General features: G+C 60.5%; 21 protein-coding genes. 13 read left to right on the top strand and 8 right to left on the bottom strand.

The features are described 5' to 3' along the window. Window positions 1–114: 114 nt before the first annotated feature. From V3C85_RS07390 to V3C85_RS07380, 3 genes are read right to left on the bottom strand one after another with little or no spacing between them, the layout of a single operon-like run. Entirely contained in the window at window positions 115–513 is a 399-nt protein-coding gene (locus V3C85_RS07390; protein ID WP_331794444.1) for a YciI family protein, read from the bottom strand. A gap of 21 nt (window positions 514–534) precedes the next feature. Further along, window positions 535–2,007: an AMP-binding protein gene (locus tag V3C85_RS07385; protein ID WP_331794443.1), complete on the bottom strand. Its 1,473-nt coding sequence runs from the start codon at window positions 2,005–2,007 to the stop codon at window positions 535–537. After that, window positions 2,004–3,293 carry a malonyl-CoA decarboxylase domain-containing protein gene (locus tag V3C85_RS07380; protein ID WP_331794442.1) on the bottom strand — a complete coding sequence of 430 codons (1,290 nt, stop codon included), beginning with the start codon at window positions 3,291–3,293 and terminating at the stop codon, window positions 2,004–2,006. The genes V3C85_RS07385 and V3C85_RS07380 overlap by 4 nt, the downstream gene beginning before the upstream one ends. A gap of 102 nt (window positions 3,294–3,395) precedes the next feature. Here V3C85_RS07380 and V3C85_RS07375 point away from each other — a divergent pair, with 102 nt between their 5' ends. The 6 genes from V3C85_RS07375 (at window position 3,396) to V3C85_RS07350 (ending at window position 8,867) form a co-directional block, all read left to right on the top strand. Continuing rightward, a complete protein-coding gene (locus V3C85_RS07375) occupies window positions 3,396–4,271 on the top strand; it encodes a fumarylacetoacetate hydrolase family protein (RefSeq protein WP_331794441.1) in 876 nt (291 codons plus the stop codon). Further along, on the top strand, window positions 4,268–4,936 hold the full coding sequence (locus tag V3C85_RS07370; protein ID WP_331794440.1) for a malonic semialdehyde reductase: 669 nt from the start codon (window positions 4,268–4,270) through the stop codon (window positions 4,934–4,936). The genes V3C85_RS07375 and V3C85_RS07370 overlap by 4 nt, the downstream gene beginning before the upstream one ends. 76 nt (window positions 4,937–5,012) lie before the next feature. Further along, the gene (locus V3C85_RS07365; RefSeq protein ID WP_331794439.1) at window positions 5,013–6,089 is read left to right on the top strand and encodes a C4-dicarboxylate TRAP transporter substrate-binding protein; all 1,077 of its coding nucleotides are present in this window, start codon (window positions 5,013–5,015) and stop codon (window positions 6,087–6,089) included. 6 nt (window positions 6,090–6,095) lie between these two features. Beyond that, on the top strand, window positions 6,096–6,659 hold the full coding sequence (locus V3C85_RS07360) for a TRAP transporter small permease (protein ID WP_331794438.1): 564 nt from the start codon (window positions 6,096–6,098) through the stop codon (window positions 6,657–6,659). Then, a complete protein-coding gene (locus tag V3C85_RS07355; protein ID WP_331794437.1) occupies window positions 6,656–7,975 on the top strand; it encodes a TRAP transporter large permease in 1,320 nt (439 codons plus the stop codon). The genes V3C85_RS07360 and V3C85_RS07355 overlap by 4 nt, the downstream gene beginning before the upstream one ends. Window positions 7,976–8,000: 25 nt before the next feature. Then, window positions 8,001–8,867, top strand: coding sequence for a dioxygenase family protein (locus V3C85_RS07350; protein ID WP_331794436.1), 867 nt, complete (start codon window positions 8,001–8,003; stop codon window positions 8,865–8,867). Window positions 8,868–8,978: 111 nt separating this feature from the next. Here the strand turns inward: V3C85_RS07350 and V3C85_RS07345 are convergent, their stop codons facing one another. After that, window positions 8,979–11,270 carry an arginine/lysine/ornithine decarboxylase gene (locus tag V3C85_RS07345; RefSeq protein ID WP_331794435.1) on the bottom strand — a complete coding sequence of 764 codons (2,292 nt, stop codon included), beginning with the start codon at window positions 11,268–11,270 and terminating at the stop codon, window positions 8,979–8,981. 424 nt (window positions 11,271–11,694) lie between these two features. Between V3C85_RS07345 and V3C85_RS07340 the strand changes: the two genes are divergently transcribed. The 4 genes from V3C85_RS07340 (at window position 11,695) to lhgO (ending at window position 16,349) form a co-directional block, all read left to right on the top strand. Beyond that, window positions 11,695–12,654: a TAXI family TRAP transporter solute-binding subunit gene (locus tag V3C85_RS07340; RefSeq protein ID WP_331794434.1), complete on the top strand. Its 960-nt coding sequence runs from the start codon at window positions 11,695–11,697 to the stop codon at window positions 12,652–12,654. A 73-nt stretch (window positions 12,655–12,727) separates the two neighbouring features. After that, window positions 12,728–14,803 (top strand): TRAP transporter permease, encoded by a 2,076-nt coding sequence (locus tag V3C85_RS07335; protein ID WP_331794433.1) that lies wholly within the window; start codon window positions 12,728–12,730, stop codon window positions 14,801–14,803. Between the two features lie 8 nt (window positions 14,804–14,811). After that, on the top strand, window positions 14,812–15,156 hold the full coding sequence (locus V3C85_RS07330) for a DUF1850 domain-containing protein (protein ID WP_331794432.1): 345 nt from the start codon (window positions 14,812–14,814) through the stop codon (window positions 15,154–15,156). Continuing rightward, complete coding sequence (gene lhgO / locus V3C85_RS07325; protein WP_331794431.1) at window positions 15,153–16,349, top strand: L-2-hydroxyglutarate oxidase; 1,197 nt, start codon at window positions 15,153–15,155, stop codon at window positions 16,347–16,349. Before V3C85_RS07330 ends, lhgO begins: the two co-directional genes overlap by 4 nt. Before the next feature lie 9 nt (window positions 16,350–16,358). Here the strand turns inward: lhgO and V3C85_RS07320 are convergent, their stop codons facing one another. Further along, on the bottom strand, window positions 16,359–16,820 hold the full coding sequence (locus V3C85_RS07320) for an Lrp/AsnC family transcriptional regulator (RefSeq protein WP_331794430.1): 462 nt from the start codon (window positions 16,818–16,820) through the stop codon (window positions 16,359–16,361). Between the two features lie 104 nt (window positions 16,821–16,924). Here V3C85_RS07320 and putA point away from each other — a divergent pair, with 104 nt between their 5' ends. Continuing rightward, window positions 16,925–20,371, top strand: coding sequence for a bifunctional proline dehydrogenase/L-glutamate gamma-semialdehyde dehydrogenase PutA (putA, locus tag V3C85_RS07315; RefSeq protein ID WP_331794429.1), 3,447 nt, complete (start codon window positions 16,925–16,927; stop codon window positions 20,369–20,371). A gap of 134 nt (window positions 20,372–20,505) precedes the next feature. Then, window positions 20,506–21,246 (top strand): rhomboid family intramembrane serine protease, encoded by a 741-nt coding sequence (locus V3C85_RS07310; protein ID WP_331794428.1) that lies wholly within the window; start codon window positions 20,506–20,508, stop codon window positions 21,244–21,246. Between the two features lie 13 nt (window positions 21,247–21,259). Here the strand turns inward: V3C85_RS07310 and V3C85_RS07305 are convergent, their stop codons facing one another. The 3 genes from V3C85_RS07305 to V3C85_RS07295 form a co-directional block, all read right to left on the bottom strand. Continuing rightward, on the bottom strand, window positions 21,260–22,051 hold the full coding sequence (locus V3C85_RS07305; RefSeq protein WP_331794427.1) for an inositol monophosphatase family protein: 792 nt from the start codon (window positions 22,049–22,051) through the stop codon (window positions 21,260–21,262). A gap of 190 nt (window positions 22,052–22,241) precedes the next feature. Beyond that, window positions 22,242–22,715: a L,D-transpeptidase gene (locus tag V3C85_RS07300; RefSeq protein WP_331794426.1), complete on the bottom strand. Its 474-nt coding sequence runs from the start codon at window positions 22,713–22,715 to the stop codon at window positions 22,242–22,244. Window positions 22,716–22,878: 163 nt separating this feature from the next. After that, on the bottom strand, window positions 22,879–23,787 hold the full coding sequence (locus V3C85_RS07295) for a LysR family transcriptional regulator (protein ID WP_331794425.1): 909 nt from the start codon (window positions 23,785–23,787) through the stop codon (window positions 22,879–22,881). A gap of 86 nt (window positions 23,788–23,873) precedes the next feature. Here V3C85_RS07295 and metF point away from each other — a divergent pair, with 86 nt between their 5' ends. Continuing rightward, window positions 23,874–24,740: a methylenetetrahydrofolate reductase [NAD(P)H] gene (gene metF / locus V3C85_RS07290; protein WP_331794424.1), complete on the top strand. Its 867-nt coding sequence runs from the start codon at window positions 23,874–23,876 to the stop codon at window positions 24,738–24,740. The last annotated feature ends 35 nt before the right edge of the window (window positions 24,741–24,775 follow it).

The raw sequence follows: 24,775 nt of genomic DNA, 5'->3' as shown, positions 1-24,775 counted from the left end.
TATCGCCTTTTTTTGGTGTGTTCGACGTGACGCTCTCTGACGGTCTTCGCGTTGGCGAAAGTCGGCAAAGGGTGACTTGGGCATTTGGCCCGTCGCCGACGGGCCTTTTTATGGTCATGCCGTCTCGGCCTTACGCCGTGTTGAAAGGGCGGGCAGGCCGAAGGGTTGGCCTTCGTTCAGTCGCCAGGCTTGCAGGCTAAAACACCGATGTCCAGATGAATGCATCGGGTCTGCTGCGGCCAACTCTCGGGCCTCTACAATCGTGTCGGCACGATAGATGATCAGGCCAGATCCGCTCATCGCCTGGCCAGACGGGTCGGACAAAGGCCCTGCCAAAAACAGCTTGCCCTCGGCCTCCAGCTTGGCCTGATAGGCAAGATGCTCGGCTAGCAGATCAGCAGAGGGCGGACCATCGGCCAAAGGGCTGGTGATGCAAGCAAACACCTCCATCGCCAGTGACCCGCGTGTCCGACAGATGTCGCCATAATCGTGCCACGTCATCGATGCGGTCATTGCCTGTATCCTTTCAGTGGTTCAGTTCGAGCTGGCCAAAGCCGCCCCGGTCTTGCGCAACTCGGCTTTTTGCACCTTGCCCATCGTATTTCTGGGTAGTTCTGACAGGAATTGAATGCTGCGTGGGATCTTGAACCGGGCGAGGCGCGGGGCCAATGCCTCCAGCACATCGGCCTGCGTCAAGGAGGCCCCCTTTTTCAGAACGATTGCAGCGGCAACCTGTTCGCCCAGATCGGGATGCGGCAGACCAAAGACTGCGCTTTCCACGACGCCTTCGATCGCATCGATCTCAACTTCAACCTCTTTGGGATAGATGTTGAAGCCCCCTGAAATTACCAGATCTTTTTCCCGCCCAACGATAGAGACATAGCCCTCGTCATCAAGCTGACCCAGATCCCCCGTGATGAACCAGCCATCTGCGGTAAAGCTTTCCTTGGTCTTTTCAGGGTTTTGCCAATAGCCCGGCGTGACGTTGGGGCCCTTGACCTCAATCCCACCGATCCCGGCCTCGTCTGGCTTGGCGATGCGCAACGCGACGCCGGGCAGGGGGTGACCAACGGTTCCCGCCTTGCGAGCGCCATCATAGGGATTGGAGGTGATCATGTTGGTTTCGGTCATGCCATAGCGTTCAAGGATGGCATGACCGGTCTGTTGGGCAAATGCCTTGTGGGTTTCTGCCAAAAGCGGTGCCGACCCCGAGATGACCAGACGCATCCCAGCGAATGCGGCTTTGTCGAACCGCGCATCACCCACCATCCGCGAATAGAAGGTGGGCACCCCCATGATCGTGGTGGCTCGCGGCAAAAGATTGGCGATGGCTGTCAGATCAAATGCCGGCAGAAACAGCATCTGCGCCCCCGAGACGAGCGTTACATTTGTTGCCACGAACAGCCCATGGGTGTGAAAAATGGGCAGAGCGTGAATCAGCACATCTTGCGCGGTGAAGTGCCAGCAGGTTTGCAAGGCCTGTGCATTTGAAATCAGGTTGCCATGTGTCAGCATCGCCCCTTTTGACCGCCCCGTCGTGCCCGAGGTGTAGAGGATTGCGGCCAGATCATCGTAGCCACGAGAAACCGGCATCAGGGGGTCATGCCCGCCCTTTGCCAATACGCCGGGCGTTGCCACCGTAACATTGGCCTTTTCGGCAACCGACCGGGCCGCCGTGGCACCATCGTCCAGGATCAGCAGGGCAGGGGTGGCATCTGACAGGAAATATTCTAACTCGGCTGCCGTGTAAGCTGTGTTCAGTGGAACAAAGACACCGCCAGCCCAGACCGTCGCCAGATACAAGATCAGTCCCTCGGGCGATTTCTCGATTTGACAAAGCACGCGATCACCCGGCGTTACGCCAGCGCTGACAAGCGCCGCCGCCCGCTGCGCGACCAGGGTACGCAATGCGCCATAGGAGATCTGCGCACCATCCGGGCTGGTCAGGAAGACGGCTGCATCTGGCTGGGCACTGAGCAAAGCGGCGTGGATCGGGTTTAGGGTCATTCGGGTTGGGTCCTTGGTTCGGGTTTGTGCGGCTTTGCGCGGGCGGATTGGCTGCGGATGGCCCGGGCGACGGCGAGTGTTCCTGAGGCCGCAAAAGCTTCGTGGCGGGCTTCTACGGTGTCGAGATCGTAGAGATAGTTGACCATGACGCCCAGACTTTGAGTCTCTCCCTTGGCTGACGAATCTGCATCCAGATTAATCCGATGCAATTCGGCACCGTTGCCAAGATGAAAGCGTGCCACAGGGTCAAGGGGGCGGCCTGCGCTGTCCTTTGCGTTGACCAGATAGTCAGCCGCCAAGGAGCTGAGGGTCTCTGGTGCGGGGCGCTTTCCTTCGGGCAGATAGCCTTGCGACTTTGCCCAACGTGCAAGGCCCGGCACCGGCGACAAGGTGCAAAAAGTCTTAAGCCCGGGAAGTTCGGCTTTCAAATCCGCAGCCACCTGCTTGATCAGAAAGGCCCCGAACGACACCCCCGCCAGCCCGGCCTGACAATTCGAGATTGAATAAAAGATGGCTGTATCAGCAGCCTCTGCCGCCAGTGCCGATCGGGCTGGTTTGAGTATTTCCTGGATGTTTCCTGTCACGCCCTGCGTCAGGGCGACCTCGACAAAGATCAACGGTTCATTCGGCATTGCCGGGTGGAAAAACGCAAAGCAGCGTCTGTCCTGTGGGGCAAGGCGGGTGCGCAATTCATCCCATGTATCGATGGCGTGAACGGCCTCGTAGGCGATGATCTTTTCGAGGATCGCGGCTGGTGTGTTCCAGTCGATCCGGGCCGGCATCAAAAAGCCCCGGTTGAACCAACTGCGCAACAGGTGGCGCAGATCGAAGTCAATCGGGGATAAACTTGGGTCATCGCGCAGGGCCTTCAGCAGCTTGCAGCGCAAGGCCACCAGCCGTCCGGTGCCCCCCGGCGCTGCATTCAGGCGTCGAAACAACTCTTGCCTTGGCGGCTCTGCCGCCATCTGCAGGGCTTGCAACCCCTTTGGGTCATTGATCTTTACGCGATCAAGGGCGGCCTGAACCGCCTCTTGATCCACTTCGAAATCGTCCCGAAGGGCGGCAAAAAAGGCCAACAGCTTGGCGTTGCTCAGGCCCTCCAGCAGGGTCAGTATATGGTCAGCGATCGCGGTGCCCGAGACTTCGCCGCGCGTCGTCAGCAACATGTGGCTCAGCTTGATCGGATCGTTCTGGGCTGCATTCAGTTTCTGCCCCCAAAGGCGTGGCAACAGGCCCGGCCCGATCAGGCCCATGACGAGTTTGGAGAAGGATGCGTCCTTTGGCATCGGTATTGCCCCCACTTTCATGCGCTATCATAAAAAATCGTTTTTTATTTGACAACTCGTTTTATTCGGCCAATCTAGGGGCGCAGAGCAGAGGAATCTTCGATGAAATTGTTGACTGGCACCACTTCTACCCAGACCACGCCATCTGTTTTTGTAGTTGACGAGGGGCGGGCGACCTTGCTGTCTGACGGCGCGGGCGACCTGTCAGGGATCATCGCCCAAGTGGCTGCGGGCCAATCCTTGCCACAGCCTGCAGCGAATGCGCCGGTTTATGATGTGGCTGATATCACCCCCGCCTTGCCCGTGGCGCGACCGGGCAAGACGGTTTGTCTTGGCCTGAACTTTGCCGAACATGCCCGCGAGGGTGGCTATGACGTGCCTGATTATCCGGCGATGTTTCTGCGTGCCGCAACCTCGCTGATCGCAGCCGAAGCGCCGATGGTCTTGCCCTTGGCCTCGCATACCTTTGATTATGAGACCGAGTTGATGGTGATCATCGGCAAGGGTGGCCGCCATATTGCCGAGGCCGATGCGCTGGGCCATGTGTTCGGCTATACCACGTTCAACGACGGGTCGGTGCGAGAGTATCAGCGCAAGACGCATCAATGGACGGCGGGAAAGAATTTTGACGGCACGGGCGCAATTGGCCCGATCGTGGTCACGCCCGAAGATCTGCCCCCAGGGGCGCATGGGTTGCGCATCAGCACGCGGCTGAACGGCGCGACGCTGCAAGACAGCAATACCTCTGACATGATCTTCACCGTTGCGCGCACGATTGCCATCGTGTCCGAAGTCATGACGCTGGAACCCGGCGACATGATTGCCTTTGGCACGCCGCCCGGTGTGGGCCACGCGCGCAAGCCTCAGGTCTGGATGAAGGATGGTGATGTGGTCGAGGTGGAGATCGAAGGCATCGGCACCTGCAAGAACCCGATCGTTGCCGAAGTCGCCGGTGCCAAGGGCGTGGCGGCAGAATGAATGCCCGCACCCAAAACAGCCCAGATTCAGATCCGCGATCTGCAGCGCAGGCCGAAATTCGTGACCTGCGCCAGCGGATCTCGGCGCTGAGCGAGGATAGCCTTGATCTGATTCTGACGGGTGCGCGTTCACATTACGCTTGGACGGATCGGCCTGTAAGCGAGGCGCAGTTGCGCCGCCTTTATGACATCACCCGGCAGGGCGCGACCAGCATGAACAGCTCGCCCGCGCGGTTTGTTTTTGTGACGTCAGAGGCGGGCAAGCAAAAGCTGAAGCCTGCGCTGAAGCCAAAGAATGTGGACAAGGTTCTGAGCGCACCGGTGACTGTGATCATCGCGGAAGATCTGGCCTTTTGGGAGCGGCTGGATTTCCTGTTCCCCCATGAAGACCGCAAGCCCCTGTTCCGCGGTAAGCCCGATTACATCCGCGAGACGGCGGCGCGCAACGCCACGTTGCAAGGGGCGTGGATGATGATTGCGGCACGGGCGATGGGTCTCGATTGCGGGCCGATGTCAGGGTTTGACAATGCTGCGGTGGATGAGGCCTACTTTGCAGGCACCAACCTGCGGTCGAATTTCTTGCTGAACATCGGCTATGCCGATGAAACAGCGATCTTTCCAAAATTGCCTCGGCTGCCGTTTGAGGAGGCGTGCAGCTTTGCCTGAAAAGGGGGGCGTCAAGGCCGGATCTGGTCTTGGGATTTCATCACTGGAACGGGAGGGCCAGACAATGACACAGAAAATGGACAGACGCGGATTTCTTGCAGGCACGACTGCGGCTTTTGGCTTGGCAGGCTTTGGTTTGCCAGCCGTGGCGCAGGGGCGTTCGATGACGGTGATTGACGGTTATCCTGACCGTTCGATGTGGTTGCAAGAGATGACGAATTTCTACCTGCCCGAAGTCAACCGTCGTTTGGCCGAGGCTGGGCTGGATCAGATCAGCTTTCAGGAAAGCTATGGGTCATCCATCGTAAAGCCGACTGGCGTTCTGGAAGGCATCCGTCTGGGGTTGGGTGATATGGGCGTGGTCACGACCATCTTCCATGCCTCGGAGTTGCCGTCGCAGGCGATTGCAGCAGTCACGCCCTTCATTTCTTCGAATGCCGGGATCGTGGCCAGAGCGATTGATGAAATTGCCACAGAATTCCCCGATATGAAGGCAGAATTCGCAGCCGAAAATCAGGTCTATCTGGCCACCGGTGTGGTTCTGGATACCTATCAGGTTTTTGCCAATCGTCCGATGGCAGGGCTGGCTGATCTGGCGGGCATGAAAGTAGCAGGCGCGGGGTATAACCTGCGCTATCTGGAAGGCACGGATGGCGCGGTCGGTGTGCGCGGTGGCCTGACTGATTTCTACAACATGATCCAGACCGGCGTGACCGAAGGCGCGATGCTGTGGCCCGAAGCAGCCAACACCTTTGCTATCGCCGAGGTTGCCCCGCATATGCTGCGTGCCAATCTGGGGGCGGTCAATACCAAGACCGTAACGATGAATGCCGACATCTGGAACACGCTCGCCCCCGAAGTGCAGGTGATCTTCCAAGAGGTTGCGGTCGCCTATCGCGATCGTCTTGCAGAGATCGCCATGTCGCGCGCCGCGGAATCCGAGGCCGCCTATGTGGCGGCGGGCGGCACCATTGTTGATCTTTCTGCCGAAGATCGGGTGGCATGGGCGCAAAAAATGCCAAATATTGCCAAGGAATGGGCCGATGGTCTGGATGCAGCGGGCAAGAACGGATCGGCCATGCTGTCGGCCTATATCGACAAGCTGATTGCCGCGGGTGAAACCCCGGCCCGCAATTGGGCCACCGAGGCCTGATCCCGGATGGATAGCCAGAAGTTGTCGGATATTCCCCGCGCCATCAATATGGTGGCGCGGGGGCTCTCTGGCCTTGCCATGATTGCGAATGCCAGTGGAACCCTTGTCGTTCTGGCGCTGGTCGTGTTGATCAACGTCGATGTCGTGTCGCGCAATCTGCTGAATGCGCCGCTGTCGGGCACCTATGAGATGGTCAAGTTCCTGATGGTGATGATCGTGTTCCTGCAATTGCCGGATGTTGTCAGGATCAACCGGCTGACTCGGTCAGACGGTTTTCTGGCAGTGCTTGCAGAGAGCAAGCCCAAGATCGCCCGGTTCTTTGCCCGTTTGATTGACCTCATGTCGGCAGTGTTCATGGGATTGATTTCCTATGCCGTCTGGCCCGAACTGCTGCGATCCTGGGAAAGTGGCGCCTTTTTTGGCACACCGGGCATATTCACAGCGCCCTATTGGCCCATTCATCTTGTCATCATCCTGTCTTGCGCCCTGTCGTCTGCGATTTTTGTGACCAAGGCCGTCACCGGGCGCCGCCGACCCGAGCGTCTGCATCTAGAGGAGTCGGGCGCATGAGCCCGTTTGAAATTGGCCTGATCTCGGTCGTCGCGATGGTCGCCATGATCTATCTGGGCGTCTATATTCCGATTGCGCTGGGCGTGGTATCTTTCGTCACGATCTGGATCATCCGCGACAACTTCGAACTGCCGCTGGCCCTCTTGAAAGTGGCCGTGGGCGACAGTGTCACCGAATATTCCTTTGCCACGATTCCGCTGTTCACCTTTATGGGGCTGATCGTTTCAAAGGCGGGTTTGGGTGAGGATGTGTATCGTGTGATGAACGCCATGTTCCGCAAGATCATGGGTGGGGTCGGCATGGCGACGGTTGGGGCGAATGCGCTATTTGCGGCAGTCACTGGCAGTTCGATCGCCTCGGCCTCGGTCTTTACCAAAGTCGCGGTGCCCGAAATGATCAAGCTGAACTACAACAAACGCTTCGCGGTTGGTGTGGTGGCCGGATCTTCGGTACTGGGGATGATCATCCCGCCATCGGCGATGCTGATCATCTATGCCATCGTGGCCGAGCAATCGGTAGGCCATATGTTTTTGGCAGGGGTTATTCCGGGGGTGATGCTGGCCTTTGCCTATATCCTTGCGATTTGGGTGATGTCGAAAGTCTGGCCCAGGTTCGTGATGCAAGACGGCAAGATGGTGGAGCCGCAGGATCAAGAACACCTTGGTGCGGGTCAGATGCTGCTGCTTTGCCTGCCTTTGGCCGCACTGGTTCTGACGGTGCTGGGGGGTATTTACACCGGTTGGCTGACGCCGGTCGAGGCGGGGGCCGCAGGGGCCGCTTTGGGGCTGGTGATTGCGGTTTTGCGGGGCAAGATCGATCTAAAGGGCTTTTGGTCGGCGTTGCTGGAAACGGGCCATATCACGGCAGCCATCCTGTTTCTGATCACTGCGGCGTCGATCTATAGCCGCATGTTGGGCATCGCGGGTATTCCCAACGCTTTGGGCAGTTTCCTTGAAACCTACCAATTGGGCTTTGTCGGCGTCATGATCATTCTGGTGTTCCTGATGTTGTTTCTGGGCACCTTGCTGGATACGGCGTCGATCATCCTGATCGTCGTGCCGCTGTTCCTGCCGATAGTTGAACCGCTGGGGGTGAACTTGGCCTGGTTTGGCATCATCGTGGTGGTTGGGGCTGAAATCGGTCTGCTGACACCACCGCTTGGGATCTCATGCTTTGTGATCAAAAGCACGATCAATGATCCGTCCATCACTTTGAAGGATGTGTTCATGGGCGCCCTGCCTTTCGCGGCCGTGATGCTGGTCGTGCTGATCATCCTGATCGAGTTTCCCATTTTATCGACGGCCTTGTTGCCATAACGTCCTTTCCGCACGAGGTATCCGAATGCGCACTGTTTCTCCCTCTACCCTGACCGAAACACTTTTGGGGCTGTCGTCGGCCGATACCGACCCGCGCGTCCAAGAGGTTTTAGGCGCATTGGTACGCCATTTGCATGCCTTTGCCAAAGAGGTGGGGCTGACCCATGCCGAGTGGCGCAAAGGGCTGGAGTTGCTGACACGCGCTGGCGAAATCACCGATGACGACCGCAATGAGTTTGTGCTGTTCTCGGATGTGCTGGGGCTGAGTTCACTGGTTGATATGATCAACTCTCCGGCCGGTTGCACCAGTTCCTCGGTTCTGGGGCCCTTTCACCAGCTTGGCGCGCCCGAGGTTCCGGTTGGTGGGGATTTGATCGGCACAAATGAGGGCGATCAGGTTGTGGTGGAAGGCACCGTTCGTGACCAGTCTGGTGCCCCCATCTCGGGCGCGGTGATCGAGCTGTGGCAGACCGCGGAAAACGGCCTGTATTCTGGGCAGGATCCAAGGCAAGAGCATTACAATCTGCGCATGTCGATGACCACGGGTGCCGATGGCCGCTATGCAGTTTCCACCGTTCGCCCGGCGCCCTATATGGTGCCGACCGATGGCCCGGTGGGCGACATATTGCGCGCCACGGGCCGCCATGCGTGGCGGCCGTCGCATCTGCATTTCATAGTGCAGGCCAAGGGGTTTCGCACCCTTGTGACCGAAGTGTTCCCCAGTGATGACCCCTATCTTGACGAAGATGCGGTCTTTGGCGTGCGCAGTGATCTGGTGATGGAATACCGCCCTGGCAACCGGGCAGAACTTGCCCAAGATATCGTCGCACGGGATCGATTGAACGATAGCTTCAGCAAAGTCGATTTCGATTTTGTGCTGCCCCCTGGCTGACTTGGTGGCAGACTGGCACATGCGCAGTGCCGTTGTTTTACGCGATCACAAAAACCAAACGCCCAAAGAGCTGTCCATGGGCGTTTGGTTTGGTCTCAGCCTCGGCTCATGTCACTCTGCCACGCAATCGGCGAAGTAGTGGATCGAACCGTCGGGGCCCACCTCTTGCACCAACCCGTGGATATCGGTTTCAAAGCCGGGGCATTCGCGCGCGAATTCGCGGTTGAACTTCAGATAGCGCACGATCTTGGCGTTAAAGACCTCGCCGGGGATCAGCAGCGGAATTCCGGGCGGATAGGGGGTGACAAGACTGGTTGTGACCCGGCCTTCCAACTCATCAATCGGCACACGCTGCGTTGCCCGCCGCGCAATATGCGAAAAGGCATCTGTCGGCTTCATCGCTGGGGTCAGATCGCTGAGATACATGTCGGTTGACAGGATCGCCACGTCATATTTGGCATACAGGGTGTGCACATGCTGGCACAGGTCTTGCAGCCCCATCTGCTCATACCGCGGTTGCTTGGCGCAGAAATCGGGCATCGCGCGCCACATCGGCTGGTTCTTGGCGTAGTCATCCTTGAATTGCTGCAGCGCCGTCAGCAACGTATTCCAGCGGCCCTTGGTGATGCCGATCGTGAACATGACGAAAAAGCTGTAAAGCCCGGTCTTTTCCACCACGACGCCATGTTCGGCCAGATATTTGGTGACGATAGACGCCGGAATACCCGTCGGATCAAAGCGACCGTCGATGTTCAGGCCGGGCGTGATGATCGTGGCCTTGATCGGGTCAAGCATGTTGAACCCCGGCGCCATATCACCGAAATCATGCCATGAATCCTGCCCGTCCGAGGGCTGCACACCTTCGGCATCGGTCTTTTTCAGAACCCAATCGCTTGCGCTGCCAATACCTTCATCGCTCAGCACTTCCGGGCCCCAGACCTTGAACCACCAGTCATCGGCGCCAAACTCGTCCTCGACCTTGCGCATGGCACGGCGGAAATCCAAGGCTTCGGCGATGCTTTCCTCGACAAGCGCGGTGCCGCCCGGCGGCTCCATCATCGCTGCGGCCACATCGCAACTGGCGATGATGCTGTATTGCGGGCTGGTCGAGGTGTGCATCAAATAGGCTTCGTTGAACAGGTGGCGGTCCAACTTGGTTTCCTGGCTGTCTTGTACCAGCACATGGCTGGCCTGGCTGATGCCTGCCAGCAGTTTGTGGATGGATTGCGTCACATAGGTGACCGACTTTTTTGGCCGATCACGCTTGCGCCCCATGGCATGGAAACTGCCGTAAAAGGGATGAAAGCTGGCATGTGGCAACCATGCCTCATCAAAGTGGAAGTTCTCGACATAACCATCGAGCAGATCCTTGATCGTCTCGGTGTTGTACAACACGCCGTCATAGGTTGATTGCGTGATCGTCATGATCCGGGGCTGAACAGTATCCGGATCGACGCCCGCCAGCAGCGGGTTGGCACGGATTTTCGCCTTGATCGCATCAATATCAAACTCGCCCCGCGGAATCGGGCCGATGATGCCGAAATGGTTGCGCGTGGGGCGCAGAAAGACAGGGATGGCCCCCGTCATGATGATGCTGTGCAAAATGGATTTGTGGCAGTTCCGGTCCACCACCACCACATCACCGGGCGCAACCGTATGGTGCCAGACCATCTTGTTTGACGTTGAGGTGCCGTTGGTCACAAAAAAGCAGTGATCGGCATTAAAGATCCGTGCCGCATTGCGTTCGGACGCGCCAATGGCCCCATTATGATCCAGCAACTGGCCCAATTCTTCGACCGAGTTGCAGACATCGGCCCGCAGCATGTTTTCGCCATAGAACTGGTGATACATCTGGCCAATCGGGCTTTTCAGAAAGGCCACACCCCCCGAATGCCCCGGACAATGCCACGAATAGGATCCATCCTCGGCATAGTCGAGCAGCGCCTTGAAGAACGGCGGCTGGATGCTCTCCAGATAAAGTTTGGCCTCGCGGATGATATGCCGCGCCACAAACTCAGGCGTATCCTCGAACATGTGGATAAAACCGTGCAGCTCTCGCAGAATATCGTTCGGCAAGTGGCGGCTGGTCTTGGTCTCGCCGTAGATATAGATCGGCACATCGGCATTCTTGCGCCGCACCTCTTGCACAAAGCTGCGCAGGTTGGTGATCACCGGGTCAATGTCAGGGCCCGGGCTGAACTCTTCGTCGTCAACCGACAGAATAAAGGCACTGGCCCGCGATTGTTGTTGCGCAAATTGTGACAGGTCGCCGTAGCTGGTCACGCCCAGCACTTCGAAACCCTCGGCTTCAATGGCCTCGGCCACAGCGCGAATGCCCAGACCAGACGAGTTTTCAGACCGAAAATCTTCGTCGATGATCACAATGGGGAAGTGAAACTTCATAGAGCTTTCCTTCCAAGGAAAACGGCAGGATGACGCGTTATCTGGGAATTGGCCCGACCCTGCTTTGGACCACTTCCGTTCGGACCTTGTTTCTTTCTGCTGATCAGCACCTAGTCAAGACATGGTGAACCTGGCCCCCAAGGTTTCTGGCATCTGCTGCACCGGTGGCCTGTTTTACAGAGACAAGGATCAACCCTGCTGCCGCCCAAGACCTGGCGCCGGACTGCTTGGGCAGGTGCAAGGCTGCTTGCGGCTGTTGTTCGTCGCATGGTGTAAACTTGTATTTTCTCAGAGAATTAAATTGCGCCTTGTGTGTGCGTGTGCGGTTCACAAGCAAGGATTTCCTTGCCACACTATGTCATCCCGCAGGGAAGAGACGGGAAACGTGTGCGCCCTTGGGCGCGCTGTTCAACTGGAGGATCATATGACCAAGACATTGCCGCGCGGCTTTCGCGCCCTGATCGCCTGCACGGCCATCGCAGCGACACCCGTTGCCGCACAGGCCGAGCAATTCATCAACATCCTGACCGGCGGCACCTCTGGGGTATATTACCCTATCGGTGTAGGCCTGTCGAAAATATATGCCGACGGCATCGAAGGCGCGCGCACGCAGGTGCAATCGACCAAAGCCTCGGTCGAGAACCTGAACCTGTTGCAGCAGGGCAAGGGCGAATTTGCCATCGCGCTGGGTGATTCCGTGAAATACGCCTGGGAAGGCAATGCCGATGTGGGCTTTGCTGCCCCGCTGGACAAAATCCGTGGGATCGCAGCGGCCTATCCGAATTTCATTCAGGTTGCGGCCAGTGCCGACTCGGGCATCACCACGGTTGCAGACTTCAAGGGCAAGGCGATTTCGGTCGGGGCCGCCAAATCGGGCACCGAACTGAACGCGCGGGCCATCATGGAGGCACTGGGCATGACCTATGAGGATTTCTCAAAGGTCGAGTATCTGCCTTTTGCGGAATCGGTCGAGTTGATGAAGAACCGCCAACTGGATGCCACGCTGCAATCGGCAGGTCTGGGTGTGGCCTCGCTGAAAGATCTGGCGACCTCGGTGCCGACGACCATCGTGTCAATTCCGGCGGAAGTGGCGGAAAAGCTGGGGGCGCCGTATCTGGCGGCCACCATTCCGGCCGGTACCTATGAGGGCCAGACCGCCGACATCCCGACCCTTGCTGTCGGCAATTTCTTCCTGACCCACGAAGGCGTGGATGAAGAAACGGCCTATCAGATGACCAAACTGCTGTTTGAAAACCTGCCCGAACTGGTGGCCGCGCATCAGGCGGCCAGTGCCATCACCTTGGACAGCGCCCTGAACGGCATGCCCGTGCCGCTGCATCCGGGGGCCGAGCGGTATTACCGCGAAGTTGGCCTGATCAAGTAAGCGCAAGGCATAAAGCCAAGGGGCGCGGGCTGTAACGGCCCGGCCCCGTTTTCGACCTGGGGAGGGGAACAGAATGACCGACGCCACCGCCAAAGCGGCGCCCAATCAGCATGACCCATTGGCCGAGGGCTTCCCCCCCAGCCTTGAAGGGCGGCTGCTGTTCTGGATTGCGGTGGTCTTTTCCATCTTTCAGATTCTGACGGCCGCACATCTGGTGGATTTCGCCAGTCAGATCACACGGGCCTTTCACGTTGGTTTTCTGATGCTCTTGGGCTTTCCGCTGCTGGCCCTGATGAAGGGCGCGGGTGCGCCCGTGCGCGCTGTGGCCTGGGCTGCGGCCTTGGCGGGTGTGACTGTGGCGCTGTATCAATACTGGGAATATGTGCCGCTGCTGATGCGGGCAGGCGATCCGCTGTCGCGCGATATCGTCTTTGGGGTGGTGGCTTTGGGCCTGACCTTTGCCGCCGCCTGGGCGATGATGGGGCCAGCCTTGCCAATCATTGCGGGCGCGTTTCTGGCCTATTGCCTGTGGGGCGAATACCTGCCCAGCCCGCTGAACCACCGCGGCTATGATTTCAGTCAGGTGATCGACCACATGGCCTACGGCACCGAAGGCATCTACGGCATTCCCACCTATGTGTCTTCGACCTTTATCTTCTTGTTCATCCTGTTCGGGGCCTTTCTGGAAAAGGCCGGGATGATCAAGCTGTTCACCGATGTCAGCCTTGGGTTGGTCGGCCACAAGATGGGTGGGGCGGCCAAGGTTTCGGTTCTGTCTTCGGGGCTGATGGGCACGATTTCGGGGTCGGGCGTTGCCAATGTGGTGACGACGGGGCAATTCACCATCCCCTTGATGAAAAAGTTTGGCTACCGGCCCGCCTTTGCCGGTGGGGTCGAGGCGACGGCCAGTATGGGCGGGCAGATCATGCCGCCGGTGATGGGGGCGGTGGCCTTTATCATGGCCGAAACTTTGGGCGTTGAGTATATTGAGGTGGTGCAGGCTGCGATCATCCCCGCGATCCTGTATTTCGCTGCCGCGTTCTGGATGGTTCACCTAGAGGCAGGGCGGATGAACCTGCGCGGGCTGACAAAGGCCGAACTGCCCTCACCTATGGCCGCGCTGAAAGAGGGTTGGCATCTTATCCTGCCACTGGCTGTGCTCGTCTGGCTGCTGTTCTCGGGCTATACGCCACTGTTCGCGGGCACGGTGGGCCTTGGGCTGACGCTGATGCTGATCCTTGGGGCATCGGTGGCGCTGGGCCTGCCTGCGGGGGCCATTCGGGTGATCTTCTGGGTGGGGCTGGGGCTGGTGGCCGGCGCCTTTTTGCAATGGGGTATCTGGGTTGTGGCCGGGGCCGTGGCTGCGCTGGTGGCGGTGAATGCCCTGTCCAAGGGCGGGCGGGCAACCATTCTGATGTGCCGCGACGCACTGGCCGACGGGGCCAAAACCGCGCTGCCGGTTGGCCTTGCCTGTGCCTTGGTCGGCATCATCATCGGCACGATGACACTGACCGGGGCGGCCAATACCTTTGGCCAGTTCATCGTGGGCGTGGGCGAGAAAAGCTTGTTTCTGTCACTGATCCTGACGATGATCACCTGTATCGTGCTGGGCATGGGCATTCCCACCATCCCCAATTACATCATCACCTCCTCTATTGCCGGGCCTGCGCTGCTAGAGCTGGGGGTGCCGCTGATCGTCAGCCACATGTTCGTCTTTTACTTCGGCATCCTTGCTGACCTGACGCCCCCTGTGGCCTTAGCCTGCTTTGCCGCGGCCCCCATCGCAAAAGAGCGTGGGCTGACCATCTCGATTCAGGCGGTCAAGATCGCGGCGGCGGGCTTCGTGATCCCCTTCATGGCGGTCTATACCCCGGCGCTGATGTTGCAAGACGGCGGGCCGCTTGCGCAAAGCATCGGCTATGGTCCGGCTGTGATCTATATCGTCAGCAAAACCCTGTTGGCGATCGGGCTTTGGGGTGTTGCGGTCATTGGGTGGTTGGGGCGGCCACTGACAGTCTGGCAACGGGCGCTTGCCATGGGTGCGGCCTTTGCGCTGGTGGTGGCAGCACCGATCTCGGATGCCTTGGGCTTTGCGCTGGTCGCGGCCTTTGCGGCCCAGCATCTGCTGCTGCGCCGTGTGCGGTTGTGAGTTGCCTGATGGTGGGCGCAGTGACTTTGGCCCTGTCGGGGCCTGCCTTCTCGTTGCACTGGACCCATTCGGTTGAACGTGTCGAATGGGCCGAGGATTGGATGATCGAGGGCAGCGGCCTGCGCCTTGTGCAGGCCCGCGTCAAAGGCTCGGGCGCGGGGATGGAGCCGGGCGCGGGCGCGGTTCTGCGCGACGGCTGGTGGGTCTGGTCGCCCGATCTGTGGGTAGCGGATCTGCATCTGGCGGCATCGGGCGCTACGGGTGCGGGCTGGCGGCTGTGTGATGGCCCTGAATGCCATGAACTTGGGGCGACGGCGGGTAAGGCGCTGGTGATCGCGCCCTGTGCGCCATGATCACGGCAGATCTGGTCATCGTCGGCGGCGGTATCGTTGGCCTTGCCACCGGGCAAGAGATGCAGCGCCGCCAACCTGGTGCCAAAGTGCTGATCGTGGAAAAAGAGCAGACCGTTGCCCTGCACCAGACCGGGCGCAATTCGGGCGTGATCCATGCCGGGGTCTACTATCCCCCCAACAGCCTGAAGGCCCGGTTTTGCCGTGAAGGCGCGGCCGCAACCCGCGCCTTTTGTGTTGCGCATGGCCTTGCGCATGACACTTGCGGCAAGCTGATCGTGGCCACGGATGAAGACGAAGTGCCGCGGATGGAGGCCCTGTTTCAGCGCGCCCAAGCCAATGGCATCGCCATCGAGCGTCTGTCGGGGGCAGAGGCCCGGGCGCGCGAACCTGCGATCGCTGCGATTGCGGCGCTGTGGTCGCCTGCAACGGGCATCGTTGATTACGCGCAAGTGGCCCGCACCATGGCACAGCTTTTTGCCGATCAGGGCGGGCAGGTGATGCTGGGCGCAAGGGTGCTGTCAGGGCATGAAAGCGCATCTGGGGTTCAGTTGCACACGACATCGGGCGCCATTTCCGCTGCAAAAGTGGTGGTCTGCGCGGGCCTGCAGGCCGACCGGATGGCACGCGCCATGGGGCTGCCTGTTGATTTCCGCATCATCCCGTTTCGGGGCGAGTATTTCCGGCTGCTGAACCAGCCTGAGGATCTGGTCAAAAGCCTGATCTATCCGGTGCCCGATTCTGAGCGTCCCTTTCTGGGCGTGCATCTGACCCGCAAGATGGGGGGCGGGTTTACGGTGGGGCCGAATGCAGTGCTGGCGGGCAAACGCGAAGGATATGCCAAGACCGATGTCTCGGCGCGTGATCTGGCCGACAGCCTGTCGTGGCCGGGGTTTTGGAAAATGCTGGCGCGCAATGCCCGCCCTGCGGCGGGTGAACTGGCGGCCTCGGCCCTGCGTGGGCTGTATCTGAAAAAGGTGCAGCGCTATTGCCCCCAGATCAGGGCCGATGATCTGGCCCCCTACCGGGCCGGGGTAAGGGCGCAGGCGGTGGCGCGCAATGGCCGGCTGATCGATGATTTCCTGTTTCTGGAAAGCGACCATATGCTGCATGTCTGCAATGCCCCGTCGCCCGCGGCCACCGCGGCCATGCCGATCGCCGCCCATATTGCCGACCGTCTGCTGGGGCAGGGCTGACGCCTTTTGTCAGAAAACCTCTTTCACCGCCTCCATCGCGACATAGGTCGAAGTGCCCGCCACATGTGGCAGGGCGCTGATCTGTTCGGCCAGAACGCGGCGATAATCCTGAATGTCACTTGTGCGCACCTTTAGCAGATAGTCAAAGCGGCTGGCGATCATGTGGCATTGCTCGACCTCGGGAATGGTCATGACCGCGCGGTTAAAGGCCTGCAACGCCGCCTCGCGCGTGTCTGACAGCCGCACCTCGACAAAGGCGACATGGGCCAGGCCCATCTTGATCGGATCAAGATTGGCGCGATAGCCGGTGATCACACCGCTTTCCTCAAGCCGTTTCATGCGTGCCTGGGTGGGGCTTTTCGACAGCCCGATGCGGCGGGCCAGTTCGGTGGCGCTGACGCGGCCTTCGGTGGCCAGGGCACGCAAGATGGCATGGTCAAAGCGGTCAAGATCGTGAGGGGCATCTTGCATCGTGGAATCCGTTGTTTGCAGGCGGACAGGCTGACATTCTGCCTATAATCAGGAAAACGAACTTTCAACAGCGGCGTATGATGGGCTGAACAGGAGATCCCGCCATGCCCCATGATTCCCGCACGCCCTGGACAACGATTGAAACGGAAAGCCTGCGCGATGAGGGGGCCTTGGTGCAATCGCTGATCGCCGAGGCGGATCTGTCAGCCGACGCCCGCAAGGCGATTGCAACGGCTGGCGCTGATCTGGTGCAGCGCATCCGCAATTCGGCCAAACCGGGGTTGATGGAGGTGTTTCTGGCCGAATACGGGCTGTCGACCGATGAAGGCATCTCGTTGATGTGCCTGGCCGAAGCCCTGCTGCGGGTGCCGGATGCAGAAACCATGGATGCGCTGATCGAAGACAAGATCGCCCCCAGCGACTGGGGCCGCCATTTGGGCCATTCCGCCTCTAGCCTTGTCAATGCCTCGACCTGGGCCCTGATGCTGACGGGCAAGGTGCTGGATGAACGTGAGCCGGGGGTGGTGGGCCATCTGCGGGCGGCGGTCAAACGGCTGGGCGAACCGGTGATCCGCACCGCCGTGTCCCGCGCGATGAAGGAAATGGGCCGGCAGTTCGTGCTGGGAGAGACGATCGAAAAGGCGATGACACGCGCCAGCGAGCTGGAGGCCAAGGGCTATACCTATAGCTATGACATGCTGGGTGAGGCCGCGCGCACCGAAGCCGATGCCCGGCGCTATCACCTGAGCTATTCCAAGGCGATCACGGCAATCGCAGCGGCTGCCAAAGGCAATGACATCCGCTCGAACCCCGGCATTTCGGTGAAACTGTCGGCGCTGCATCCGCGCTATGAGGTGGCCAAGCGCGCCCGCGTGATGGAGGAGCTGGTGCCCCGCGTGCGGGCGCTGGCGGGGTTGGCGCGGGCGGCGGGCCTTGGGTTCAACATTGATGCCGAAGAGGCAGATCGGCTGGCCCTGTCGCTGGAGGTGATCGAAGAGGTGCTGAAAGACCCGGCGCTGAAGGGCTGGGATGGCTTTGGCGTCGTGGTGCAGGCCTATGGTCGCCGCGCAGGGGCAGTGATCGACTGGCTGCATGACCTGTCGGTGCGGCTGAATCGCAAGATCATGATCCGTCTGGTCAAGGGCGCCTATTGGGATGCCGAGGTCAAGCGCGCACAAGTGCTGGGGCTGACGTCTTTCCCGGTTTTCACCCGCAAAGAGGCGACCGATGTCTCCTATATCGCCAATGCCAGAAAGCTGCTGGAAAAGAGCGACCGCATTTATCCGCAATTTGCCACGCACAACGCCCATACTGTGGCCGCTGTCCTGCATCTGGCCGAACAGTTGGGCGTGGACAGGATGGCCTTTGAATTCCAGCGCCTGCATGGCATGGGAGAGCGGCTGCATGAGATCGTGCTGGCGGATCGTGGCACACGCTGCCGGATTTACGCCCCCGTGGGGGCGCATCGCGACCTGCTTGCCTATCTGGTGCGGCGGCTGTTGGAGAACGGGGCCAATTCCAGTTTTGTGAACCAGATCGTTGATGAAGATGTGCCGCCTGCGCGGGTTGCGGCTTGCCCGCTGACGGCGCTGGATGGGCTGCAACTGCCGAACAAGGCGTTGCTGTCCGGCCCCGATCTGTTCGGATCGCGCCCCAATTCGCGCGGCTGGGATCTGACAGATGCTGCCGATCTGGCGCAGATTGCCGCCGCGCGCGCCCCCCATGCCGACACAGTGTTCGAGGCCGCGCCCCTGCTGGCGGGCCGCGCTGTGGGTGCCCTGCGGCATGAGGTGACGAACCCGGCCACGGGCGCGCGGGTTGGGTTTGTGACCGATTCCTCGGCCGCTGATGTCGATACAGCACTGCGGCTGGCAGAACCCTGGGCTGCTGCGCCCGACATCCGCGCCGAACTTTTGAACCGGGTGGCAGATCTGTATGAGGCCGAATTCGGCCAGATTTTTGCCCTGCTGGCGCGCGAGGCGGGCAAGACGCAAGCCGATGCCGTGGCCGAACTGCGCGAGGCCGTGGATTTCCTGCGCTATTACGCGGCCGAAGGCCTGGGCCTTAAGCACCCGGCGCGCGGGGTTTTTGCCTGTATCTCTCCTTGGAACTTTCCACTGGCCATTTTCACGGGCCAGATTGCAGCGGCGCTGGCGGCGGGCAATGCGGTGGTGGCAAAACCAGCCGAGCAAACGCCCCTGATCGCGGCCTTTGCCGTGGGCCTGATGCACCGGGCCGGGGTGCCCGCAACGGCGGTGCAACTGCTGCCGGGCGATGGGGCTGTGGGGGCGATGCTGACGGGGGATGCGCGGGTGGCAGGTGTGGCCTTTACCGGCGGCACCGAGACGGCGCTGAAAATCCGGGCGAATATGGCCGAAAATCTGACCCCTGGCGCGCCCCTGATTGCCGAAACTGGTGGCCTGAACGCGATGATCGTCGATTCTACCGCGCTGCCCGAACAGGCCGTGCGCGATATCCTTGCCTCATCCTTCCAGTCGGCAGGGCAGCGGTGTTCGGCCCTGCGCTGCCTTTATGTGCAAGAAGATATTGCCGATGCGGTGACCGAAATGCTGTTCGGTGCGATGGATGATCTGGAGCTGGGTGATCCGTGGGAACTGGCCACCGATCTGGGCCCGGTGATCGATGCCGAGGCGCAGCAGGGCATCAGGGCCTATGTTGATGCCGCACGGGCCGAAGGGCGGGTGCTGAAAGAACTGGCTGCACCCGTTCAAGGCACCTTTATTGGCCCCACCGTTGTGCGAGTGCGGGGCATCGAAGATATGCCGCGCGAAATCTTTGGCCCGGTGCTGCATGTGGCGCGGTTCAAATCCTCGCAGATTGGGGCGATTGTGCGGGCGGTGAATGCAACCGGATACGGCCTGACCTTTGGCCTGCACACCCGTATAGACGACCGTGTGCAAGATGTGGTCGAGGCGGTCGAAGCCGGCAACATCTATGTCAACCGCAACCAGATTGGCGCCGTCGTCGGCAGTCAGCCCTTTGGCGGGGAGGGCTTGTCTGGCACTGGCCCCAAAGCGGGTGGCCCGCACTATCTGGCGCGCTTTACCCGCAATGCCGCGCCCCAGATTGTTGGCCAGGATGCGCCACTGGCCCAAGCCGAACTGGACCGCCGCCTGCGCGCCCCCCATGCGGTGCCCGCGCCGCGCGTGCTGGATCTGCCGGGGCCAACCGGAGAGTCGAACCGGCTGACGCTTGTGGCGCGTGACCCGATCCTGTGCCTTGGCCCGACGGTCGCCGCAGCACTGGAACAGGCCGAGGCCGTGCGCGCCCTGGGTGGCGTTGCGATCGAGGCCCCGGGGCTGGAACCCGCAGCACTGACCGATGCAGCGGGGGTGTCTGGCGTGATCTGGTGGGGCGAGGGCGCGCAGGCGCGTGCCTATGCCCAGGCGCTTGCGCGGCGCGCAGGCCCCATTCTGCCGCTGATCACCGACCGCCCTGATACGGGCCATGCGGTGCAAGAGCGGCATTGCTGTGTTGATACCACAGCATCGGGCGGCAATGCCCAACTGCTGGCCGAAGTGGCCGGATAGGGGGCTGCCGTCTTGCGGGCCATCGAGGCCCTCAAGACGGCGTTGCCACGGCCCGGACGGGGCAGGGCGGTGCGTGATGCCGCGGCGCTGTCTTGGGGCTTGCAACTTGGCGGCGGATCGGAAACCGTGGGGCCATGTTTCCGATCCGCGACCATAACCCCTCGGGCCGCACGGCCATCGTCACCTATCTGCTGATCGCCATCAATGTGGGGGTCTTTTTGTCGTATGGGATGTCACTGCCTGAACCGCAGTTGACCTATTTCTTCTACGATTGGGGCATGGTGCCCCGCTACATCTCGGAAGGCATCGGCCTGCATGGCCTGATAACCCATATGTTTCTGCATGGCGGCTGGATGCACCTGCTGGGCAACATGCTGTTTCTGTTCATCTTTGGCGACAATATGGAAGACGAGATGGGCCATTTCGGCTTTGCCGTCTTTTATCTTTTGTGCGGCTTCGCGGCGGCCGGGCTGCAATATGCGGCAGCCCCGTGGTCCGAGGTGCCGATGGTGGGCGCGTCAGGGGCCATTGCCGGGGTGATGGGGGGCTATCTGCTGCTGTTCCCGCGCGCCAAGGTTGATGTGCTGCTGATCATCGTGATCTTTTTCCGCATTTTTCCGATCCCGGCGTGGATCGTGCTGGGGGTCTGGTTCGGCCTGCAACTGTTCAACGGGGCGATCACGCCCACCGATGGCGGTGGCGTGGCCTATTGGGCACATGCGGGGGGCTTTGTGGCCGGGCTGGTGCTGACGGTGAAAACATGGCTGCGCCTTGGGGGGCCTGCCTATTGGGCGCGAAACCAAGGGCATCCGCCACATCCCGAGACGGACTATAAAATCGGCAGGTCGTCGATCCCAAAGGTGCCCCGCAGATAGCGGGGCCGGCCCTTTACGCGCCGCGAATGATCTTGCGGAAAGGTTCAAACAACCCTTCGTTGCCGGCAATCAGCGCGCCATCTTCGACCGGGTCTTGCCCATCGCGCAGGCCCGACACCATGCCGCCGGCCTCTTTGACCAACAAAACACCGGCAGCGACGTCCCAAGCGTGCAGCTCACGCTCCCAATAGCCTTCGTAGCGACCAGCGGCGACATAGGCGAGGTCAAGCGCAGCTGCCCCCCAGCGACGCACACCGGCGCAGACCGGCATCAGATTGGCCAGATCTTTCATCGTTGCGGGCAGGGTCTTCTTGGCACCAAAGGGCACCCCGGTGGCAAAGACGGCATCGGCCATCTGGCGGCGGCCAGAAACGCGGATACGGCGAGTATCGTTCAACCAGGCGCCCGCGCCCTTTTCGGCCCAGAACATCTCGTCCTTGGCGGGGTCATAAACGACGGCCGAGACAATCTCGCCCTTATGCTCCAGCGCGATTGAAACGGCCCAATGCGGCATGCCGTGCAAAAAATTGGTGGTGCCGTCCAGCGGATCAACGATCCAGCGGCGGGTGGGGTCGGCCCCGGCGGCGGCGCCGGTTTCTTCCCCCAGCCAGCCATAGGTGGGGCGTCCGCCCATCAACTCGGCCTTGATCAGACGCTCGGCCTCTTGGTCAGCTTTCGAGACGAAGTCGCCCGGCCCCTTGGTCGAAACCTGAAGGTTTTCGACTTCACGGAAATCCTTGACAAGGCTGCGGCCTGCACGGCGTGCGGCCTTGATCATCAGATTCAGGTTGGCGCTGCCCTGCATCGCGGTATCTCCATCCGGTCCGGTCGTCTCAAAGGCGCTGCCTTACACGGCAGAGGGTGCGAAGGGAAGGGGGCTGTCGGCCTTTGGCCTGATTTCGCTGCTATTGCTTTACGGCGGGGGGCAGATGCTTGCAGTCCTTTGCTGGGGGGATACCCTGCCAGCAAGGCTCACCGGGCATCACGGTAAGCGGTCAGCGATAGATCTCGACCCGCAGGTTGGGTTTGCCTTCATCGCGCACCATGTTGAACAAGATGCGGGCCTGTTCGGGATGCAGGCGGATGCAGCCCGCACTGGCCGGGCTGCCCAATTTGCGGATCTGATTGGTGCCGTGGATGGCGTAATTTCCGTTGAAAAAGATGGAAAACGGCATTGGTGCCCCGTTATACAGGCTAGAGCGGTGGTTGCGCGACAGCCATTGCGCCCCGATCCATGTGCCTGTGGGGGTGATCTTTCCAGCCCGCGCCGTTGACACGGGCCAGTCAAACAGTTTTCGCCCCTCGTGAAAGACTTGCATGCGTTGGCGCGACAAAGACACCTGCACGACGATGCGAGAGGGTTCCCATTCTGCGCCGCTGGCCATCTGTGGCAGGGCCTGGGTCGCACGGGCGGGGGGCGCGATCAGCCCAAAAAAGGCAAGTGCCAAGGCAAGAAGAACGATCCGCATGGTTGCTTTTCCCGGTTCTGATCCTTGGTTCAGCCTTTGGCCATGTGAGGAGCGAGTCAACCTTTTATTCCGGCCACGGGGGTCGGGTTTTCCTGCCCAGACAAAGGGTTGTGCGGGCATTGTTGCCATTTGCGAAACGAAATGCCCGCTCGCGCGGCACTGGTTACACCGCGCGTTGCAGCTTGACCGGCTCTGACCGGGCCAGGCGCAGGAAATGCGCCATATAGGGCTTGGCCACATCATCCTCGCGGGTGGCTGCAAACAGGCGCTTGGTCACGGTCTGCGGGCCAAGGCGGCGCGTGACGTAATCGGCGTTCAGTTTGACATCGCGGATCACCCAATCGGGCAAAACCGCAACTCCCCGGTTTGACCCGACCAGCATCAAGATCACGGCTGTCAGTTCCACCGGCCTTTGCGCGCGGGGTTCTACCTTGGCGGGCGTCAATAGTTCGGTGAACACATCCAGCTTGTCGCGCCCGACCGGATAGGTCAGCAGCACCTGATCGCGAAAATCCTCGGCCTCGATCATGTCTTTTTGCGCCAACGGGTTTTGCGACGAGGCGACAAAGGTGGGATGATAGTCGAACAAAGGGTTGAAGGTGACGCCCGGCAGGGGTTCTGGATTGGACGAGATCACCAGATCCACATCCTCGCGCTGCAAGGCGGGAAAGCTGTCAAAGGCCAGCCCGGCACGAATATCGACATCCACCTCGGGCCAGGCGTGGCGGAACAATTCCAGCACCGGAAACAGCCAGTCGAAACAGGCGTGACATTGGATGGCGATGTGCAAACGGCCGGTTTTGCCCGACCGCAAGGCGCGGAATTCTTCTTCCATCAATTCGATCTCGGGCAAGATCCGCTCTGCGGCCTTCAGCATCCGATGCCCCGCCGCCGACAGCCGCATCGGCTTGGACCGGCGCACGAACAGTTCCATTCCCGCCTGATCCTCTAGGCCTGCAACCTGATGTGACAGGGCAGATTGGGTCATGTTCAGCATTTCAGCAGCGCGGGCCAGCCCCCCGGCCTGATGAATGGCGCGGATCGTGCGTAGATGGCGAAGCTCGATATACATGAGGTGAACCACAAGATGATGGTGAGGATTATGAATTGGTCTCACAAACGCAAATCTGCGACAAGGGGGCAATGAAGGAGATCACCATGAACACGCCCCGCATCAGCTTTGAGTTCTTCCCGCCCCAGACGTTGGACGCCTCGTTCCGTCTGTGGGACACGGTGCAGACGCTGGCCCCGATGCGCCCCGAGTTCGTCTCGGTCACCTATGGCGCGGGTGGAACCACCCGCAAGCTGACGCATGACGCGGTTGGCACCATTCATCGCAATTATGGCTTGAATGTCGCGGCGCATCTGACCTGTGTGGATGCCACCCGGGCCGAAACCCTGGAAATCGCCCAGGCCTATGCCGATGCCGGTGTGACCGAGATCGTGGCCCTGCGCGGCGATGCACCCAAGGGGGCGCAGCGGTTTACCGCCCATCCCGATGGCTTTGCGTCGTCGGTCGAGTTGATCGAGGCCTTGGCCGAAACCGGCAAGTTCAAGATCCGCGTCGGCGCCTATCCCGAGCCGCACCCCGATGCCGCCGATACACTTGCCGATGTGCGCTGGCTTAAGCGCAAGATTGACGCCGGTGCCACCAGTGCTATTACGCAGTTCTTCTTTGACGCCGACACCTTCTTTCGCTTCCGCGATCTGTGCGCCAAAGAGGGGATCACCGCCCCCATCATTCCGGGCATTCTGCCGATCACCAGCTGGGACGGGGCCAAGAAATTCGCGGCACGCTGCGGCACGGATGTGCCCGCCCGTCTGGATGATGCCTTCCAGACCGCCATCCGCGATGGCCGCGAAGACCTGTATGCCCTGGCCCATTGCACCCAGCTTTGTGACAAGCTGATCGAGGGTGGGGTCGAGGATCTGCACTTCTATACCCTGAACCGCCCCCACCTGACGCGCGAGGTTGTGCGCGCGCTTGGCATCCATCCCGAGGTGGTTCTGGAAAAAGTTGCCTGATCACAGGCTTACCGCGTCTCCCTGGGCCCCCGCCA

It is taken from the genome of Pseudotabrizicola sp. L79, assembly GCF_036553525.1.
In the GTDB taxonomy this organism is placed as follows: domain Bacteria; phylum Pseudomonadota; class Alphaproteobacteria; order Rhodobacterales; family Rhodobacteraceae; genus Pseudotabrizicola.
The sequence above is the reverse complement of the archived record's forward strand: the minus strand, read 5'-3'. Positions and strand labels throughout refer to the sequence as shown.

Coding starts and splice junctions, on each gene's coding strand:
- V3C85_RS07390 (WP_331794444.1), bottom strand. CDS start 513: ATGACCGCATCGATGACGTGGCACGATTATGGCGACATCTGTCGGACA.
- V3C85_RS07350 (WP_331794436.1), top strand. CDS start 8,001: ATGCGCACTGTTTCTCCCTCTACCCTGACCGAAACACTTTTGGGGCTG.
- V3C85_RS07365 (WP_331794439.1), top strand. CDS start 5,013: ATGGACAGACGCGGATTTCTTGCAGGCACGACTGCGGCTTTTGGCTTG.
- V3C85_RS07300 (WP_331794426.1), bottom strand. CDS start 22,715: ATGCGGATCGTTCTTCTTGCCTTGGCACTTGCCTTTTTTGGGCTGATC.
- putA (WP_331794429.1), top strand. CDS start 16,925: ATGCCCCATGATTCCCGCACGCCCTGGACAACGATTGAAACGGAAAGC.
- V3C85_RS07305 (WP_331794427.1), bottom strand. CDS start 22,051: ATGCAGGGCAGCGCCAACCTGAATCTGATGATCAAGGCCGCACGCCGT.
- V3C85_RS07340 (WP_331794434.1), top strand. CDS start 11,695: ATGACCAAGACATTGCCGCGCGGCTTTCGCGCCCTGATCGCCTGCACG.
- V3C85_RS07380 (WP_331794442.1), bottom strand. CDS start 3,293: ATGCCAAAGGACGCATCCTTCTCCAAACTCGTCATGGGCCTGATCGGG.
- V3C85_RS07335 (WP_331794433.1), top strand. CDS start 12,728: ATGACCGACGCCACCGCCAAAGCGGCGCCCAATCAGCATGACCCATTG.
- V3C85_RS07385 (WP_331794443.1), bottom strand. CDS start 2,007: ATGACCCTAAACCCGATCCACGCCGCTTTGCTCAGTGCCCAGCCAGAT.
- V3C85_RS07355 (WP_331794437.1), top strand. CDS start 6,656: ATGAGCCCGTTTGAAATTGGCCTGATCTCGGTCGTCGCGATGGTCGCC.
- V3C85_RS07320 (WP_331794430.1), bottom strand. CDS start 16,820: ATGCAAGATGCCCCTCACGATCTTGACCGCTTTGACCATGCCATCTTG.
- V3C85_RS07370 (WP_331794440.1), top strand. CDS start 4,268: ATGAATGCCCGCACCCAAAACAGCCCAGATTCAGATCCGCGATCTGCA.
- V3C85_RS07310 (WP_331794428.1), top strand. CDS start 20,506: ATGTTTCCGATCCGCGACCATAACCCCTCGGGCCGCACGGCCATCGTC.
- metF (WP_331794424.1), top strand. CDS start 23,874: ATGAACACGCCCCGCATCAGCTTTGAGTTCTTCCCGCCCCAGACGTTG.
- V3C85_RS07330 (WP_331794432.1), top strand. CDS start 14,812: ATGGTGGGCGCAGTGACTTTGGCCCTGTCGGGGCCTGCCTTCTCGTTG.
- V3C85_RS07360 (WP_331794438.1), top strand. CDS start 6,096: ATGGATAGCCAGAAGTTGTCGGATATTCCCCGCGCCATCAATATGGTG.
- V3C85_RS07295 (WP_331794425.1), bottom strand. CDS start 23,787: ATGTATATCGAGCTTCGCCATCTACGCACGATCCGCGCCATTCATCAG.
- V3C85_RS07375 (WP_331794441.1), top strand. CDS start 3,396: ATGAAATTGTTGACTGGCACCACTTCTACCCAGACCACGCCATCTGTT.
- V3C85_RS07345 (WP_331794435.1), bottom strand. CDS start 11,270: ATGAAGTTTCACTTCCCCATTGTGATCATCGACGAAGATTTTCGGTCT.
- lhgO (WP_331794431.1), top strand. CDS start 15,153: ATGATCACGGCAGATCTGGTCATCGTCGGCGGCGGTATCGTTGGCCTT.